This is a genomic window from Rhodococcus sp. NPDC055024 (genome assembly GCF_053608585.1).
The window spans coordinates 216933-234272 of the sequence record NZ_JBSGVT010000006.1; the positions used below are offsets into that span (position 1 = coordinate 216933).

General features: G+C 61.7%; 16 protein-coding genes. 9 read left to right on the plus strand and 7 right to left on the minus strand.

Annotation, left to right across the window (positions count from 1 at the left end):
- Nucleotides 1–16: 16 nt before the first annotated feature.
- Nucleotides 17–1414 (plus strand): serine hydrolase domain-containing protein, encoded by a 1398-nt coding sequence (locus ACWF6P_RS15495; protein WP_452621567.1) that lies wholly within the window; start codon nt 17–19, stop codon nt 1412–1414.
- Between the two features lie 50 nt (nt 1415–1464).
- Here ACWF6P_RS15495 and ACWF6P_RS15500 read toward each other — a convergent pair whose 3' ends face one another.
- Nucleotides 1465–2274, minus strand: a complete 810-nt coding sequence (locus ACWF6P_RS15500; protein WP_452621568.1) for a COG4705 family protein — start codon at nt 2272–2274, stop codon at nt 1465–1467.
- Nucleotides 2275–2356: 82 nt separating this feature from the next.
- Here ACWF6P_RS15500 and ACWF6P_RS15505 point away from each other — a divergent pair, with 82 nt between their 5' ends.
- Nucleotides 2357–3745 (plus strand): sensor histidine kinase, encoded by a 1389-nt coding sequence (locus ACWF6P_RS15505; protein ID WP_452621569.1) that lies wholly within the window; start codon nt 2357–2359, stop codon nt 3743–3745.
- Between the two features lie 3 nt (nt 3746–3748).
- On the opposite strand, the gene ACWF6P_RS15510 is transcribed toward ACWF6P_RS15505, so the two are convergent.
- A complete protein-coding gene (locus tag ACWF6P_RS15510; protein ID WP_378547829.1) occupies nt 3749–4423 on the minus strand; it encodes a response regulator transcription factor in 675 nt (224 codons plus the stop codon).
- Nucleotides 4424–4541: 118 nt separating this feature from the next.
- Here ACWF6P_RS15510 and ACWF6P_RS15515 point away from each other — a divergent pair, with 118 nt between their 5' ends.
- The gene (locus ACWF6P_RS15515; protein ID WP_452621570.1) at nt 4542–5348 is read left to right on the plus strand and encodes a phosphatase PAP2 family protein; all 807 of its coding nucleotides are present in this window, start codon (nt 4542–4544) and stop codon (nt 5346–5348) included.
- Nucleotides 5345–5995, plus strand: coding sequence for a DedA family protein (locus tag ACWF6P_RS15520; protein ID WP_452621571.1), 651 nt, complete (start codon nt 5345–5347; stop codon nt 5993–5995). The genes ACWF6P_RS15515 and ACWF6P_RS15520 overlap by 4 nt, the downstream gene beginning before the upstream one ends.
- Here ACWF6P_RS15520 and ACWF6P_RS15525 read toward each other — a convergent pair whose 3' ends face one another.
- Complete coding sequence (locus ACWF6P_RS15525; RefSeq protein ID WP_452621572.1) at nt 5996–7033, minus strand: ABC transporter substrate-binding protein; 1038 nt, start codon at nt 7031–7033, stop codon at nt 5996–5998.
- A gap of 146 nt (nt 7034–7179) precedes the next feature.
- Here ACWF6P_RS15525 and ACWF6P_RS15530 point away from each other — a divergent pair, with 146 nt between their 5' ends.
- Nucleotides 7180–7635, plus strand: coding sequence for a MarR family winged helix-turn-helix transcriptional regulator (locus ACWF6P_RS15530; RefSeq protein ID WP_452621573.1), 456 nt, complete (start codon nt 7180–7182; stop codon nt 7633–7635).
- Between the two features lie 6 nt (nt 7636–7641).
- On the opposite strand, the gene ACWF6P_RS15535 is transcribed toward ACWF6P_RS15530, so the two are convergent.
- From ACWF6P_RS15535 to purD, 4 genes are all read right to left on the minus strand, one after another.
- On the minus strand, nt 7642–8634 hold the full coding sequence (locus tag ACWF6P_RS15535) for an ABC transporter substrate-binding protein (protein WP_452621574.1): 993 nt from the start codon (nt 8632–8634) through the stop codon (nt 7642–7644).
- A gap of 140 nt (nt 8635–8774) precedes the next feature.
- The gene (locus ACWF6P_RS15540; protein ID WP_452621575.1) at nt 8775–9608 is read right to left on the minus strand and encodes a helix-turn-helix domain-containing protein; all 834 of its coding nucleotides are present in this window, start codon (nt 9606–9608) and stop codon (nt 8775–8777) included.
- 110 nt (nt 9609–9718) lie between these two features.
- Nucleotides 9719–11377, minus strand: a complete 1659-nt coding sequence (locus ACWF6P_RS15545) for a GMC oxidoreductase (protein ID WP_452621576.1) — start codon at nt 11375–11377, stop codon at nt 9719–9721.
- 152 nt (nt 11378–11529) lie between these two features.
- Nucleotides 11530–12786: a phosphoribosylamine--glycine ligase gene (gene purD / locus ACWF6P_RS15550; RefSeq protein WP_452621577.1), complete on the minus strand. Its 1257-nt coding sequence runs from the start codon at nt 12784–12786 to the stop codon at nt 11530–11532.
- A 171-nt stretch (nt 12787–12957) separates the two neighbouring features.
- On the opposite strand from purD, the gene ACWF6P_RS15555 reads away from it, so the two are divergent.
- The 4 genes from ACWF6P_RS15555 to ACWF6P_RS15570 are packed head-to-tail and all read left to right on the plus strand — an operon-like array spanning nt 12958 to nt 17339.
- Nucleotides 12958–14580 carry an ABC transporter substrate-binding protein gene (locus ACWF6P_RS15555; protein ID WP_452621578.1) on the plus strand — a complete coding sequence of 541 codons (1623 nt, stop codon included), beginning with the start codon at nt 12958–12960 and terminating at the stop codon, nt 14578–14580.
- Nucleotides 14577–15611 (plus strand): ABC transporter permease, encoded by a 1035-nt coding sequence (locus ACWF6P_RS15560; protein ID WP_378547832.1) that lies wholly within the window; start codon nt 14577–14579, stop codon nt 15609–15611. The genes ACWF6P_RS15555 and ACWF6P_RS15560 overlap by 4 nt, the downstream gene beginning before the upstream one ends.
- Complete coding sequence (locus tag ACWF6P_RS15565; RefSeq protein WP_378535310.1) at nt 15604–16425, plus strand: ABC transporter permease; 822 nt, start codon at nt 15604–15606, stop codon at nt 16423–16425. Before ACWF6P_RS15560 ends, ACWF6P_RS15565 begins: the two co-directional genes overlap by 8 nt.
- Nucleotides 16422–17339 (plus strand): oligopeptide/dipeptide ABC transporter ATP-binding protein, encoded by a 918-nt coding sequence (locus ACWF6P_RS15570; protein ID WP_452621579.1) that lies wholly within the window; start codon nt 16422–16424, stop codon nt 17337–17339. Before ACWF6P_RS15565 ends, ACWF6P_RS15570 begins: the two co-directional genes overlap by 4 nt.
- The last annotated feature ends 1 nt before the right edge of the window (nt 17340 follow it).

Below are 17340 nucleotides of genomic sequence, written 5' to 3' on the forward strand. Positions count from 1 at the left end.
GGCCGATACACATACGATGACGGAAACACAGAACGCCGAAACACAGAACGCCAGCGAACTCGAGGAATCAAAGATGCAAGAACAGCTTCAAGAACTCGTCGATCAGTGGAGGGTCGAGGCGAACATCCCCGGCGTCTCGGTCGGCATCGTGCACGGTGACAAGGACATCGTCGTCACCAGCGGTATCGAAAGCGTCGAAACCCAGCTCCCGGTCACCGACAAGACGATGTTCATGATCGGCTCCACCACAAAGGTGTTCGCCGCAACGGCCGCCATGGCGCTCGTCGAGGACGGCTTGCTCGACCTCGACACCCCGTTGGTCGAGTACGTACCCGAACTGACCTTCGCCGACGAAGAAGCCACCCGCACAGTCACGATGCGTCATCTCCTGACCCACACCGGCGGATTCACCGGCGACGCCAGCCTCTCGGCAGGCTGGGGCGAAGACGCACTGGGACGCTCGGTTTCGCGGCTGAAGGAACTGCGCCAAGAATTTCCCGTCGGAGAAGTCTTCTCCTACAGCAACTCCGGATTCGTCCTCGCCGGACATGTCGTGGCCAAGATCAGCGGACTGACCTTCGAAGAGTTGGTCAAGCAGCGCGTTCTGGACCCCCTCGAGATGAAGAACTCGGCGTTCCTGCCCTGGGACGTGATGACCCACCGGTTTGCACTCGGTCACTACATTCGCGACGGTGTCCCGTTCGTGTCCAACGAAACCGGACTGGACCGCGGCATGACACCCTGCGGCGGAATGTGGTCCTCGGTGCGGGACCAACTCGTCTGGGCACGTTACGCACTGTCCGGCGCACACCCCGGCGAAGGACAGCCACTCGACGAGTCCACCCGGTTGCTGATGCAGAAGCCGCAGCGTCCCGCAGCGATGATGTTCGAGGAAGTCGGCCTGGGATGGCTGCTGACTCGGTACGGAACCACGCAGGTAGTGCGGCACGGCGGAAACGTCAGCAATCTCCAGGTCTCCGAGTTCATGACGGTGCCCGAGAAGAACTTCGCCGTCACCGTGCTGACCAACGCACTCGGCGGCGGAATCGGCAAGAAGATCGTCGACTGGTCCATGGCCAACCTCACTGAACTACCCGCGCCGGCATCCCTCGACGTGGTCGAGCCCGAACCCTCTGCCGTCGACGCAGTCCTGGGCAAGTATCAGGCCGGCAGCCTGACGATGACCGTCGCCCCCGGTGATGAGGGAATCGGCATCCGGATGGGTAGCGCGCAGGATCTCGGCGAATACGAGGACATCGTCTGGCCACCGGCGATCCCGATCGCCTTCGTCAACGACCATGACTTCGCTGCTCGCGCCGACACCACCCGGGCGTTGGGCCGCTTCGTCACCGACGAGACCGGGCGCGCCGTGATGCTCGAATTCGGCGGGCGTACCGCCAAGCGAGTGGCGTGATCCTGTAGACGGGTGACGCGGTCCGAACAGGTGCGATCGATCTTTTCGGCTCACCGGACCGCGTCACCCGTTTTTGCGTCTGCGGGCTGCCGACCATTGCTCGGTTCTGGCAGAACATCGACTTTGGTGACAGTGAGAAAGACGACCAGCGCGACGATCACGATCGTGAAGACAATGCTCACCACCGTCGGCCCGAATCCCAATCCGCCCTCATCTCGATCTTGGGTCAACAGGTCACCGATGGACGCCCCCAGCGGACGAGTGACAATGTATGCGATCCAAAATGCAAGTACAGCATTGAGTTTCAGGCCGAAGTGAGCGGCAGCCACTACGGCGATCACGACGCCGAACAACAACGCAGACTTCGCATACCCCAGGTCCACCTGTTCGGCAATCAAGTCTCCTGCCGCCGTTCCGAGTGAAAATGTGAACAGGATGGCGAACCAGTAGAACGCTTCGCGCTTCGGTGTGCGAATGCTGTGGATGGACAACGTCCGTTCACTGGCAAACCAGATCCCGAACGTAGCGGCCAGCGCAACCGCAAAGATTCCCGTACTCACTTCGAGCGGTACACCGAGATTGTCGGTCAGAATATCGGTGATGAGCGTTCCGACTACGCTGATCAGAACTACCACCAGCCAATAGATCCACGGTACATACTGTTTCCGCGTGAACTGGATGATCAGCGCGATGACCAAGACCACCGAAGTCAATGCAGCGGTGCCGATCAGCCCGATGCCGAGATCCGCGTTGAGTGAATCCGCGGCAGTCTCCCCCACCGTCGTGCCCAAAATCTTGATCAGCCAGAAGTACAGTGTGACCTCTGGGACCTTGCTCGCCATTTCACGCGTGAACGCCATGTCGGCCAGCGTGGCACGCGGTTGTTGAAAGGAAGCTGAGAACGTTCGCCGCGATTGCGCCGGAGAGTACAGACTGGACGTCATGGAGCATCTTGCCTCGTCGATACTGCACCCGTCCCGGTGGAGCGTGCGCGCTCGGTCGACCGTGGCATCGACACTCGTGATCGCCTTCTGCCTGGTGATCGCCGGGCTTGCACTGGTTTTCGTACTGGCGAACTCACTGCATCTGTCCGCACGGGACAGCTCCGAAGCTCGCGCCACGCAATTGGTCCAGCAACTCGGCGGGAAGAACCCGGCAGACCTCGACCCTTCACTTCTGTCCACAGACAGTCAGATCGGAATCGTGCAGATCGTCGACGCCGATCACCGCATAGTCGCCCAGTCACCGGGAACCGACAGCAGCCTCCTGTCCGAACGTATTCTCGGCCCTGACCAGTCGGACGCCTTCGGAAGAGTCAAGAAGTCCGACGACGAGGACTACTGGCTGATCGGGCGAGGCGCTCAGACACCGATCGGACCGGTCACCGTCTTCGTCGGCGCCGACCGCGAACCTGTTGAAACCGTGGTGACGACCGTTGCCGTTCTACTCGCCATCGTCGGACCGCTGGTACTGGGACTGGCGGCGTTTGCCACCTACCGCCTCGTCGGATCAGCCCTCGCTCCCGTGGAACGCATCCGCGCTCGGGTAGCATCGATTTCGAGTGGGCGTCAAGGTGAACGAGTGCCCGTCCCGGCGGGGAACGACGAGATAGCCCGACTGGCAACAACAATGAACGACATGCTTGCGCGTCTCGACGAGGGCGCGCTGGCTCAGCAACGGTTTGTCAGCGATGCCTCACACGAACTGCGCAGCCCATTGTCCACGATCACGACGGCTCTCGAACTGGCTCACCGGCGCCCGGATCTCCTCGACGACGCGTTGATCGAAGACGCACTACTTCCCGAGGCGCGCCGCATGCGGCAGCTGATCGAGGATCTGTTGATTCTCGCGCGCTCGGACGAAAGCGAACTCGAAAAGATCGGTACCTCCGTCGATGTCGACCTGGACGACATCTTGTTCGCCGAGAAGAAGAGGATCGACGGTTTCTCCGAGGTTGCGGTCACCGCCACCGTGGCGCCGGTTCGCGTCTCCGGAGACCCCCGAGCGTTGACACGAATGGTGCGCAACCTGGTCGACAACGCAGTACGGCACACCGAGACCCTAGTGCATCTCGAGTGCTCCGAGGCGGGCCACGATGCCCATATCGTGATCGAGGATGACGGCCCCGGAATCCCTGCAGCAGAACGCGAACGAATCTTCGGGCGCTTCGTACGCCTCGATCAGCCACGGTCGAGGCAGGGAGGTGGGTCCGGACTTGGACTTGCCATCGCGTCGGAAATCGTTGCGGCGCATCGCGGAACGATCACCGTCAGTGAGAGAGCAGGTGGCGGAAGTCGATTCGAGGTGACAATTCCGGTGCCGAACGGATGAAGATCAGGCGGTGCCGACAAACCGGTACCCGACACCTCGGACGGTTTCGATGCTGTGAGTTCCGAACGGCAGGTCGACCTTCTTACGTAGGTAACCGATATAGACCTCGACGATGTTCTCGTCACCCTCGTAATTGGTGTCCCACACGGACCGAACGATCTCGGTCTTCGTGACCACAACTCCGTTGTTGCGCATCAAGAACTCGAGAACGCTGTACTCCCTTGGTGTCAAGGTCAATTCGTTTCCCGCTCGGCTGACCAGATGTTTAGCCGGGTCGAGAGACAGGTCGCCCACGGTGAGTATCGCCGGACGTTGCGGAGCGCCACGACGTACCAATGCGCGCAGCCGAGCGAGAAGCACGACAAACGAGAAAGGCTTGACCAGGTAGTCGTCGGCACCGAGGTCGAAAGCATCGGCGAGGTCGTATTCACCGTCCTTCGCCGACAGCATCAGGATCGGCGTCCAGATCTCCCGGGCGCGTAGGTCCCGAACGATGTCGTATCCGTGTTTGCCAGGCAACATGATGTCGAGGACGATCACGTCGAATTCCTCGCTGCTGGCCGTCGCGAATCCGTCGTCTCCGTTGTGCTCAACGGCGGCCACGAACCCCTCGGCGACTAATCCCCGCCGGATCGTCTCGGCCAGGCGTACTTCGTCTTCGACCACCAGTACTCGCACCACCGGCCCCCGTTTCGTCGACACGCAGTTGTTCGGATGCATCCAGTAGAGCAGAGAGTTGGCCCAAGGCCGAGTTCCGTTCAGCGTTTCTTCAGCTTCGGATCGTCACACTGCATTCATGCCTGCAACTGTGTCGACCGTGCGAAACGTGGTTACCGAAGTCCTGACCGAGAGCACCACCGCGGAGATTGCGGTTGCCGCAATCGTGGTGGCCGCAGCGCTGTTCGCATTCGGTTCGATCTATCGGGCGTCCAGCGTTCGCTCGACAGTCCTCCGCGCTTGTGGACTCGTGCTGGCACTGGTGACGCTATCGATCCAGGTATATCGAAACGGGTGGTTGACAAGCCTCGACGGGCCGGTGACCGACTGGATGGTCGATCACCGGAGCGGCGCCCTTGATCAGATCGCAGTGGCAGTAACAGATCTCGGCAGCCCTGTCGCCACTGCACTGCTCGGGATCGCCTGCGGTGCACTCATCTCGTGGCGAGCACGCTCGGTGGTCCCGGGCTTGATCGTGGTCGGAACCGTTGGCGCCGCGGCGGTCGCCAGCACGGTAGTCAAAGCGCTTGTCGGTCGCGAACGTCCGCCGACCAACATCCAGGTGCTTCTCGAGACCGACCACTCGTTCCCGTCTGGTCACGTCACCGGGACCGCTGCACTGTTCGGCATCGTCGTCCTCGTTCTGAGCGCGCACCGCACACACGCCGTCAAGAGACTGCTGATGCTCCTCGCCGTGACAGTCACAATCGTCGTAGCCCTGACTCGCCTGTATTTGGGAGTTCACTGGCTCACCGATGTCATCGCCGGGGCCATTCTCGCGACGCTTGCGGTCACCGCGGGCGGCGCCGTCTTCCGGTTCGTCGAAGGCCGCTCCAAGACGACCGACCGCACTTCCTCTGCCTCTCGCGATCGGGCGCTCGTATGACGCTCGTACTCACCAGCGGAATTCTGAACCCCGATACCCTGCTCTCCACGTTCGGTCTGATCGGTTTGCTTGGGGCGGTATTCATCGAAACCGGTCTTCTGTTCGGGTTTTTTCTTCCCGGCGATTCGCTCTTGTTCACAGCTGGTGTCCTCGTCGCACAGGAGCAGCCATTCGTTCCGCTATGGGTTCTCCTCGTGACCATCCCCATCGTCGCTGTGATCGGCGACCAATGTGGCTACCTTGTCGGACGCGCAGCGGGCCCTGCGGTTTTCGATCGACCTGGAGCCAAGCGGCTTGGTCCCGATCAACTTGCGCGGGCAGAAGCATTCTTCGAGAAGCACGGACCTCGTACCGTCGTCCTTGCGCGATTTGTTCCCGTCATCCGAACCATCACCCCAGTAATGGCGGGTACTTCACGGATGCCGTATCGAACCTTCCTGACATACAACGTCATCGGAGGACTCGCTTGGGGAGTTCTCGTTCCGGTACTCGGCTACATGCTCGGAGGAATCGAGTTCGTTCGCGCCCACATCGAAATTATCCTCATCGCTGTCGTCGTCGTCTCGATTCTGCCTATCGCTGTGAATTACTTGCGCTCTCTGCGAGTACCGACCATCCAGGCTGAACAAATCGAGATTCCCGAGTAACTACTGCCGCTGCAGTGAGCTCTGCAGAACTTTCAGCACTTCACGAGCCGCAGTCGGCCCGGTATTGAGGTAAAAGACGTCGTCGTCGACAGCAACGGCGTGGTTGGCAACCACACCATGTAGCTGCGCCCACAACGGCGCGTTCGTCAACGCCGCCGGGTCCCCGCCCTGCACTCCGTAGAAGATCCAATCAGCGTCCGCCACGTTCAACTCCTCCTCACTGATGTCTCGGGAGGTGTCGTCGAATTGCTGCGACTCCGGACGCGTCAGGCCGGCATCCTGGGCGATACTGCCGGTGAACGAAGGAATGCCGAAGATGCGCAGCCGATTTCCGTTCTGGCGGGTGAACGACACCGTCGGCGGCGACGAGAGGGAAGCACCGAGAGCTGCGGCATCCGCGTTGAAGGTATCCAGTAGTGCCGTCGCCTGCTGTGTCTTGCCGATTCCGTCCGCAACGAGCAGGAAGTCCTGCTTCCAGTTGACGCCGGTCCCCTGTGTTGCCACGGTGGGTGCGATCGCCGAAAGCTGGTCGTACAGCCAATCAGCATCCTTCCCTGCAACATTCATCAAGATCAGGTCTGGATCGAGCTTGACGATCGCTTCGAAGTTCGGTGTGAAGCGCCCACCTGCGTCGACGACATCACTTAGCTGAGTTCGGTATTCGGGGTATGCGGCCAACAGGTACGGCGGCACCAGGTCCGCACCGTCACCACGGGTCGAACCTGCCGGCACGACACCGAGCGACAGGAGTGCATCGGCCTGTCCGGTCGAGATCACTACAACCTTCTCCGGCTGTGATTCGATCGTGGTGTCCCCTTTGAAGTGTGAGACGGTGCGGGGAAATTCGCCGTCCGACTTCCCGCTCCCCATGCCGGCGGGGACTTCTCGCGGAGCGACAAACGCAGAGTCCGACGGCGCCGACGCACTGATCTCAGGATCTGTGGTCGAGGCGTCCTCACTCGCGCAGCCACTGAGAGTCGCCACCAAGGCCAGTGCGCCGATCAGCAGTGCACTGCGTGACTTTATTCGAAAATTCATGATCGTGTCCCGTACGTCGTGAAGCATGGCTGCTTCATGTTCGTCATGGTTAGGTGAGCCTACCCTTTAGGGAACTGTAAACTATATCTGTGCCAGATACAGTTTCAGGGCGTGGCTCACACGGGATTGATCGCTACTCTGATCGCGTGCCCACCGCAGAAGAAGCATCGAGATCAGTCATCGCTGCGGCCTTCGAATTACGTCGGGCGCTGCGCGAATACATGGACGCATCGGGCACCGACGCGACGTTGCCCGAGGCACAATCCGAAGTACTTCACGATGTTGCGCACCATCCGGGCACTCGCATCGGGGCTGTCGCCGATCGCCTCTCCAGACGCCCGAACACCGTCAGCACACTGGTGCGCACACTCTCCGACAAAGACCTGATCGAGCGACGGCCCGATCCCACGGACGGGCGAGTGAGCACGCTTTACGTGAAGGACGAGCGAAGCGCGCGACGGGACCGTCGGTCCGAACTACGCATCGGCGTCCTCGCCGAAGAACTGAAGTCCCTCGACGAGGGCGACCTCGACACATTGACCGCTGCCATCGACATCCTCGACCGGGTCAATCGATCATTGCGAGATCACGCGCCGCGATGATGCCACTCAGGTGACTTTCCCGCTCTTCTCGTAGACGTCGGCAAAACGCTTCATCTGCTCCGTGATGCCCGTCAGGCTGTACCCCGTACGAAGTTCGACCGACGCAACCTGGCCCGAAACCACAGCCGGAAGCCTGGTGAAAGTCGGCGAATTGAGCTCCGGTGCATCCGACCAAGTCGGCGGAATCAGGAGGAGATCAGCCGGAAAGACGCCCGGCTCTTCCCAACTCGCCGATGCCCAGAAACCGTCCTCGCTGTCGAGCTTCGCAAATTCGACGCCCATCGTTTCGAGAATACTTCCGAGCGGAGTCCATCCCGGCACCGCGTAGTCAAGGCTCGACTCCAACGGAATCACGTATGCAACAGAGATATTCGACCGCGAAGTGGCCAAGTCGCGCACCCGGTCACCGAGCGCACTCAACTCTTCCCGCTTCGCCGCGTAGACCTGCGAGGTGTCGGTGCCGCCGATACCCTGGACCAACGAACTGAAGCTGTCCAGCGCCGCTTGCGCCCCGTCGGTGATCTTGACGCCGGCAATAGGAGCAACCTCTTCGACGCGAGCGATATCGTCACCCCAGATGCTGCCGAAGTTTCCACCGTTGTACGAACTCCAGATGTCGATGACGAGATCCGGGTCCACTGCCAGGAGTTTCTCGGCACTGATATCTGTGTCAGTCTCGCTGACATGGGCGATTCCGCTGAAGTCGAATGCATTCAACGTGGATTCGTCGAGCCTGGAGAATCCGATGATGCCGACCGGAACGACGCCGTATTCGAGTAGCACCGGCGCGGTGTCCGCCGTCGCCACAATGCGTTCGGGGACCTTGTCGAGCGAAATCTGCTGCCCACGCGCATCTACATACGTCCACGCTTCACCGTCGGACTTCGTGTCGGTCGTCGAGGTACCACACGCTGCCAGCACCGTCGAAAGTGCCACTGCCACAGCCATGAAGATGGCCCTGCTACCGCGTTGGGAACGCGGCGCAACAAAATCGATCACTTCTGCCCCATGCTGTCGAGCGGGTTTCGGGAGAACCCCGAACCCGGAAAGTAAAGTAAGCCTCGCCTACATGGCTAACGGTAGAGCGGATCAGGAGTTGACGCAATCGCGGAGTTTTGTCAATGAATGTCGAAATCCGATCAGCGGTCCGCGTTCTTTCGAAATGCCATCGGCGTGACACCTGTGGACTGCTTGAAGGCTGCGACGAAACTACTCGGCGTCGAGTATCCGATCTGCTCTGCCACATCGGTCACCGCAATGCCTTGGCCGAGCAGGGACATCGCCACGTTCATCCGAAGCAGAACGCGCCACTGGCCGAAACTGACGCCGGTATCCACTTTGAATCGACGAGCCAAAGTGCTGGTACTGACACCGATCTCGTTCGCCCAGTCTTCGAAACTGCGTGGATCGTCCGGTTGGGACAACAGGTCGCGCGCAATCCGGCCGACCGGCCCCGAATCGGGAATCTTCATCGCTCCGCGCTCGTCGCCAGGAACAACGAGGTCGAAGAACACTCGCTCGGCGCGGCGCCTCGCTTCGTCCGTCATCTCGCGAGCACTCAGATGAAGAAACAACTCGTACAGAAGCGGCGTGCCGTGCACCGCAACCGGGCGATCCCCGAGCGAAGGTCCCTGCCCTACAGCGCAATACACGGTCAAGAATTGAGCACCCGCGGCAACGCGCACCGAGTGCCGAACCAGTGCCGGTATCCACAGCCCTCTGCCCGGCAGCAACGTCCACATCTGAGCGCCCGAGCGTACAACCACAATGCCGGAACGAGGAAACAGAATCTCGTTCGATCGGTGTGCGTGGGTTTCCCACGTCACCGGCTGATCAGCACTCGACGCACCACCCCACAGAACCAAATCCTCAGGCTCGTCGTCCAATTCGTGTTCGGATACCACCAACTCGTCGTTCGACGGCACGCCCCACCGGAGCCAGTCACCGTCGATCTCGGATTTTGTCCGCCTCACGTCTACATCCCTGGATCGAGCGTCGTCTGTCCAGGTGACTGTAACCGCTACCCACGCCGAACAGGTGCGGTGGAAGTCGATCCCACCGCACCTGACCGCGAGTTGCCGCTCTAGTTCATGTCGTTCGCAATGATGTTCTCGATATTCCGTTCGGCCAGAGCGGTGATGGTGACAAACGGGTTGACTCCGACGTTGCCCGGAACGAGGGATCCGTCCATGACGTACAGACCCGGGTACTCCGGCAGACGACCGTAGCCGTCGGTCGCCTTGCCGAGCACACAACCGCCGAGGGGGTGGTACGTCAACTGGTCGCCCCACGTCTGCGTCGGGCCGAAGAGGTCTGTCCGGTAGATCGTGCCTTCCTTCTTGTTGATCTTGTCGAAGAGCTTCTTCGCCATGTCGATCGACGGCTGGTTCTGCGAGCGCTGCCAGTTCAAACCGACTTTTCCTGTTGCCGAGTTGAATTGGAACTGCGCACGTTGCGGATTCTTGGCAATCGCCAAGTACAGGCTGACCCACAGTTCGGTACCGGCCGGGAAGGGTGCGATTTCCGCGAAGACAGGTGCGGATGCATCGGCCCAGTTGTCGATACCCATCACCGGGATCGCAGATTGCTTCGCACCGGTCGCGTCCCACATGTGATTGGCGCGCCCCACCATCACGTTGCCGTTGTGACCCCATTCCTGTCCAACAGCACCCGGCAAATTCGCCAGCTGCCCTTGCGCTTTCATCGCGACCAGGAGCTTACTGGTGCCGATACTGCCGGCAGCGAAGAAGACCTTGTCCGCCGTCACCGTCTTGGTGCCGACGGTGTTTCCCTGCTCGTTGATCTGATTCATCACCACTTGATAGCCACCGCCGGTCGCGGCCGGGGCAACCGAGGTCACGACGTGCAGAGCTGAGATGGTGAGCTTGCCGGTGGCGGATGCCGCAGCGAGGTAGGTCTTGTCCAGAGACTTCTTTCCCGCGTTGTTGCCGTAGATGACCTCACTGACCAGGGCGGACTTGGTGACCTGGCCTGCAGCTTCCTGCTTCATGTAGTTGAAGTCGTAGACATTCGGCACGAACGTTGTTGTGTAACCGGATCTCTCAGCGGTTTTTCGCCCGGTCCGCGCGAACTTGTAGTACTCGGTCGATTCGAACCATGCCGGGTCGATGTTGTTGACTCCGAGCGCGGCGTTGGCCCGCGGGAAATACGTCGAGTACATCTCGTTGGAATCGACCCCGGGCAGGATCTCTTCGAAGTAGTTGCGCTTGGGTGTGACGGCCATACCGCCGTTGACCAGCGACCCACCGCCGACCCCTCGGCCCTGGTAGACCTTGATCCCGCCGAAGTCCTCGGCGTCGAGAACACCGACGTAGCGGCTGATGTTCTTGTCCACCGAGCCGCCGGAGAAGTGTGAAACCGGTTGAACTGTACGGTCTCTGAGCCAGAAGGACCGACCGTCGGGCGAGAGCATCGGGCAGAAGATCTTGCCGTCGGACCCTGGTGTGGTCCACGACTTCCCCATTTCGACCATGTGCGTGTCGATGCCGGCCTGCGTCAGCCGAAGTGCCGCAACGGCTCCGCCGTACCCGCTGCCGATCACGAGCGCAGGGACACGGTCTCCGTCACTCAGTGCTCGCCTGGGCGCAGCGGCCGCCGTAGTCCACGAGGACGAAAGCGCAGCGGCGCCCACAGCTAATCCTGTTGCTGCCAAGAAGTTTCTACGCGAGAGCGTGGAATTGGTACGTGCGTGCCGTTCGTTGGATCCAGCGCGAATGCTCAAGTGTGCCCTTCTCTTTCCGTGACCCCCGCGCTGAGATATACCGGGAGAAACCGAACGAGAAGTCCATACTCGTGGGTAACTTCGAGGAACCGTTGATTTTCCATGAAAAGGGCCGATGAACAGAAAGTTCACCGGCCCTCCGAAAGAACGAGTCAGGGAATTGAGATGCGACCTTCGACGGCGCCGAGTCCGATGTCCTTGCGGAAATGACCGCCGGGAAGCTTGACGTCGGCGATCTTTGCGTAGGCGTCGTCACGAGCTTCGGTCAGATCCTTGCCCACTCCGACAACACTCAGCACACGTCCACCGGCCGAGACGACGGCTCCGTCTTCACGCTTCTTGGTACCGGCGTGCAGGACTCCCTCGGCGTCTGCTCCGGTGATCACGTCGCCGGTGCGCGGGGTTGCCGGGTAGTTCTCGGCAGCAATCACGACCGTGACGGCGGAACCGTCGCGCCACTGCAACGGACCGACCGAATCGAGGGTTCCGGTCGAGGCTGCATTGAGTAGACCGCCGAGCGGCGTTTCGAGGAGAGCAAGCACGGCCTGAGTTTCGGGGTCACCGAACCGGCAGTTGAATTCGACCACGGCCGGGCCGTCGACGCCGATCGCGAGACCAGCGTAGAGAAGGCCGGAGAAGCTGCTACCGCGCGCCACCAGCTCGGCAGCGACGGGCTTGACCACGTCGTCGACGATCTGAGTGACCATCTCGTCGGGCAGCCACGGCAACGGTGTGTACGCGCCCATGCCGCCGGTGTTGGGCCCGGAATCTCCGTCGCCGACGCGCTTGTGGTCCTGCGCCGGGAGCAACGGGATCACGGTTTCGCCGTCGACGAGGCAGAAGAGCGAAACTTCCGGACCGTCGAGGAAGGACTCGAGGAGAACCGGGTGTCCGGTCTCGAGCAGTTCAGCGGCGTGATCGCGCGCGGCGAGACGATCCGTCGTGACGACAACGCCCTTGCCGGCAGCCAGTCCGTCATCCTTGACCACCCAGTTCGGTCCGAAGCGGTCGAGCGCGTCGTCGAGCTTTGCCGGATTGTCGACGATCTCGCTGTGTGCGGTCTTGACGCCGGCGACAGCCATCACGTCCTTGGCGAAAGCTTTCGAGCCCTCGATGCGGGCGGCGTCGGCCGACGGCCCGAAGCAGGCGATACCTGCTGCGCGCACCGCATCTGCGACACCGAGAACCAGGGGAACCTCGGGTCCGATGACGACGAGGTCGGCCTCGACTTTCTTGGCCAGCGCGGTAACCGCGTCACCCGAAGCAACGTCGACGGGATGCTGCTCGGCGATTTTCGCGATCCCGGCATTGCCAGGCGCGCAGATCAGGGCCGTGACACCTGGATCGCGAGCAAGAGAGAGAAGGAGGGCATGTTCACGGGCTCCGGAGCCGATTACTAGTACGCGCACGGGGAACAGACTACGGCCTGCAGTAACAGCGCTCTCGGAGTGCTGCGGGTGGGGCCAAGGTCGCAGGGTTTGGCCTTTGTGCGAAATATCCGTTTCGAGATGAGATCATATGAATACCTGAATAGGTGAACAGATGTTTTCGGACACCTGTCCACCGAGGAAAGGACTCCCGTGAAACTCCACAAACCAGGCGTTCTGACGCTCACCGCAACCGCCGCAATCGGCGCACTTCTGATCACGTCGTGCAGTAGCCCGACTGGCACCGACTCTTCGGGCAACAACGACGGCCTCGTCTTGGCCGATGGCTACGAACTGGGCGGCTACAACCCGGTCGCAGGCTTCGGTGCTGCCGGTGAAGCCAAGATGTACGACGGTCTCGTCCGGCTCACCGGCGGCACCGGCATGCCTGGATTCGAGCCGTCTTTGGCCGCGGAGATGCCGACGGCCAACGCCGATGCGACAGTCTGGACGGTCAAGCTCCGTGACGGGGTCACCTTCTCCGACGGATCGACCTTCGATGCCGCCGACGTGGTTGCCACGTACCAGGCGATCCTCGATCCCGCTTCCGCCTCGGAGGCACGGTCGTCGTACGACATGATCAGCGATGTCGTGGCCGTCGACGACAGCACAGTCGAGTTTCGCCTCGCCTACTCGTATGCGCCGTTGCTGACGAAGATGCTGATCGGTATGGTTCCCTCGGAGTTCCTCGCGACACCCGGACTGGCCGCCGAGTCACCGTTGAACACTGCGCCCGTCGGTACGGGTCCGTACACACTCGTCGACCTCTCACCGGATCGAGCGGTCTTCGAGGCGAACGAGAACTACTGGGACGGAGCGCCGGAGATCAAGAAGCTGACTCTTCTCTACGTTCCCGATGACAACACCCGCGCCCAACGAATGGTGTCCGGTGAGATCGACGGAACCAATCTCCCTCCACTGCTTGCCAATACGTTCTCAGGCAAAGACAACATGTCCGTGACAGCCCATCAGTCGGCAGACTGGCGCGGCCTCTCACTCCCCACGAACAATCCCGTCGCAGGCGACAAAGCCGTGCGTATGGCGCTCAACCTCGCCGCCAATCGCCAGTCGATGATCGACAACGTCCTGGGCGGACACGGCAGAGTTGCCGCCACTCCGATCCCCGAGGTCTACGGCGACTCGTACAACCCGAACGCGACCTTCGCCTACGACCCGGCCGAGGCCGAGCGAATTCTGACCGAGGCCGGCTGGATCGAAGGTGCCGACGGAATCCGTTCGAAAGACGGCCGGCGCGCGCAGTTCACGATCATGTACAACTCCGTCGACACCGTCCGACGTGATCTCGCTCAGGCATTCGCCTCCGACGCTCTCGCCGTCGGCATCGAGGTGGATCTCGAAGCGCTCTCCTGGGACCGCATAGACCCTCGCATCAACCAGGATTCAACACTTCTCGGCGGCGGCGACGAACCTTTCGACCCTGACACACAGGCGTACGACGCGCTGAACTCGAGGTACATCGCACCTGGGGTCGGCAGCATCTACGACAACGCCAGCGACTACTCCAATCCAGCAGTCGACGCAGGCTTGGAAGTAGGACGCCGCAGCCTCGATCCGGCAACGCGTGACGCCGCGTATCGCGACGTTCAGCAGGCGTACGTCGAAGATCCTGGATTTGTCATCCTCGTTTTCCTCGACCATACGTACGTATCGAAGGATTCCGACTGGCAGATGTCCGGACCGGTACTCGAGCCACACTCACACGGTGTGACCTGGGGCCCGTGGTGGTCACTGCAGACGTGGGCCCGAGGGCAATGACAGCGGTCGACGTTCGGGCAGACGCGCCGGCGTCGCGGGGCCACCGTGACAACTCCCGCCGAAAGGCCATCCTCACGATGGTCGGTCGGCGGGTGTTGTTCATCGTGCCGGTGATCGCCGTGGTGTCCGCGGGACTCTTTGCCGCCGCGGCAATTTCACCGTTCGATCCTCTGGTCGGCTATCTCGGCACGCGATACATGACGACCAGCGACGCGGACAAAGCGTTGATCGCCGATCAGATGGGTTTCGACAACCCCTGGTACAGCACGTACTGGAATTGGCTCCAGGGTGTGTTCACCGGCGATCTCGGGATCTCCAGATCGTTCAATCAGCCTGTTTCCCAGGTTATCTCCGAGCGTCTGCCGTGGACCCTGCTGCTGGTCGGCATCTCACTCGTCATCGCGATTCTCGCCTCGCTGGCACTCGGTGTTCTCGCCGGAATCCGCAGTGGAGGATTCCTGGACAAGATCGTGTCCGGGCTGAGCGTCGTCGTTCAGGGACTTCCGCCGTTTGTCTTGTCACTGGGGGCCATCGCGCTCTTCGCTTTGACTCTTGGCTGGCTCCCGGTCGCCGGACTGACCGACGGGGGTGCCGATCCCACACCGGGACAGGTCGTCCGACACTTGGTCCTACCGGTGACGGTGCTCGCCATTTCGCAGATGCCGTGGCTCCTCCTCGCCGTCCGAGAATCCGTCGTGGGTTCGAAAGGCGAAGGGTTTGTGGCGGGCGCAGTAGCGCGCGGAATCCCGACGCCGACCATTACGAAGCGCCACATACTGCCGACGTCACTGGCGCCCTTCGTGAACATCGTCGGCGTGCGATTGCCCGAACTGATAGTCGGGGCAGTGCTGGTGGAAGAGGTCTTCAGTTGGCCGGGGATCGCCGGCGCCATCGTTTCCTCTGCCCGCGACCTCGACATGGCCCTACTCGCATTCCTCACCGTCGGTACGACATTGACGGTCATGCTCGGTTCACTACTTGCCGACGTCCTGGTTGCAGTACTCGACCCGAGAGTGAGTACCGATGGCTGAGCGACGCTTCAAGATCGCCCTCGGCGTGCTGATCCTCGTTGCGCTGTACGCGGCGCTGGTCCCATGGTTGGCCGACGTCGACGACCGAGTCACCGACTTCTCGGCGGCCCGCCTGGCTCCATCCTTCGATCACCCGTTCGGAACGGACTCTGCGGGACGAGATCTGTTCGTGCGCATAGCTGCAGGCATTCGAACCTCACTACTCATCGCACTCGCCTGCGCGCTGCTCGCCACGGTGATCGGCGTCGCCGTCGGTACCACGGCTGGGCTGGTCGGCGGCTGGGTGGACAGGTTCGTCATGCGCGGCACCGACGCCGTCAACGCACTCCCCCACCTGTTGCTCGGCATCGTCATCGTCGCGATGTTCCGCGGAAGCATTGCCGCCATAGTGCTTTCGATCGCACTGACCCACTGGACCCAAGTGGCCCGGATCATCCGCTCCGAAATCTTGAGTCTGCGCGAACGACCGTACATCGACGCCGCCATTCTGGCGGGGGCAAGTCGGCGTCACGTGATCCTGCGACACCTCGTGCCGGCGACGGCGCCGCAGGCCTTGATCGCGGTTGTTCTCCTCTTACCCCACGCCGTCTGGCACGAATCGACTTTGTCCTTCCTGGGTTTCGGCCTTCCCCCGCACAAGCCCAGTCTAGGAACGCTTCTCGAAGAGGCACGCAGTTCTCTGCTCCTCGGCGGTTGGTGGACGCTGGTATTCCCCGCCGCAGTCCTCGTGATCGCCACCGTCGCAGTTGCCGTCGCCGGTTCGGCCCTGCGGTCGATGCTCACTCCCCCACGACCTTCGGAGTTGCGACTGTGAACCACGGCCTACGCATCGAATCCCTCACCGTCCGGATCCCTCTACCCGGAGGATCCGTAGTCCGCGCCGCGAGCGACATAGACCTCTCGGTCCCGGCCGGCACCGTGACCGCACTCGTCGGCGAATCCGGGTGTGGCAAGTCGATCATCGCCACCTCGGTCATGAACATGTTGCCGCCGACAGCTACTCGAACCGGAACGGTCACTGTCGGTACCCCGGACCAGGAGATCGATGTCTTCTCCGGCACCGCGTTCCGGGGGCGGTATGCCGCGCTCGTTCCGCAATCTGCCGCAACACATCTCACCCCCGTTCGAACTGCGAGATCGCAACTGCAAGAAACCATCGACGCGCTCGGCAGCGATCACACCTGTGACGGCTTGGCGCTTCGCGTCGGACTCGAGCCCTCGGCTCTGGAATGCTACCCACACGAACTGTCGGGTGGCATGGCGCAACGCGTCGCCATTGCCGGTGCATTGGCCGGGAATCCATCGGTGATCGTGGCTGACGAACCCACCGCCAACCTCGACCGCGAACTCACCGACCACGTCATGAGCCTACTTCGCGAGTGCGCGGACGCCGGGGCGGCAGTCCTGCTCATCACCCACGACCTGACATCCCTTACCCGCAGCGGCGTCGCGGATCGACTTGCCGTCATGTACGCATCACGCATCATGGAAACCGGTCCGGCTACTCTGGTGTTCCAGGATCCACTCCACGACTACACCCGAGACCTGCTCGGCGCCTTACCTTCCCGCGGTTTGAATCCGATCCCCGGCTCGCCACCGCAACTGACCGATCTCCCCGACGAGTGCGTCTATCACCTACGACGCCCGGCGTCGAAACAGTCCGGTGGACCGACCGAGTTGATAACCCTCGGCGAACGCACGTACCGAACATTGCGGAAGGTGGGCTGAC

What these genes read in the sequence shown, in the direction of transcription:
- ACWF6P_RS15495 (WP_452621567.1), top strand. Translation starts at nt 17, where the DNA reads ATGACGGAAACACAGAACGCCGAAACACAGAACGCCAGCGAACTCGAG.
- ACWF6P_RS15520 (WP_452621571.1), top strand. Translation starts at nt 5,345, where the DNA reads ATGACGCTCGTACTCACCAGCGGAATTCTGAACCCCGATACCCTGCTC.
- ACWF6P_RS15500 (WP_452621568.1), bottom strand. Translation starts at nt 2,274, where the DNA reads ATGGCGTTCACGCGTGAAATGGCGAGCAAGGTCCCAGAGGTCACACTG.
- ACWF6P_RS15515 (WP_452621570.1), top strand. Translation starts at nt 4,542, where the DNA reads ATGCCTGCAACTGTGTCGACCGTGCGAAACGTGGTTACCGAAGTCCTG.
- ACWF6P_RS15505 (WP_452621569.1), top strand. Translation starts at nt 2,357, where the DNA reads ATGGAGCATCTTGCCTCGTCGATACTGCACCCGTCCCGGTGGAGCGTG.
- ACWF6P_RS15560 (WP_378547832.1), top strand. Translation starts at nt 14,577, where the DNA reads ATGACAGCGGTCGACGTTCGGGCAGACGCGCCGGCGTCGCGGGGCCAC.
- ACWF6P_RS15525 (WP_452621572.1), bottom strand. Translation starts at nt 7,033, where the DNA reads ATGAATTTTCGAATAAAGTCACGCAGTGCACTGCTGATCGGCGCACTG.
- ACWF6P_RS15565 (WP_378535310.1), top strand. Translation starts at nt 15,604, where the DNA reads ATGGCTGAGCGACGCTTCAAGATCGCCCTCGGCGTGCTGATCCTCGTT.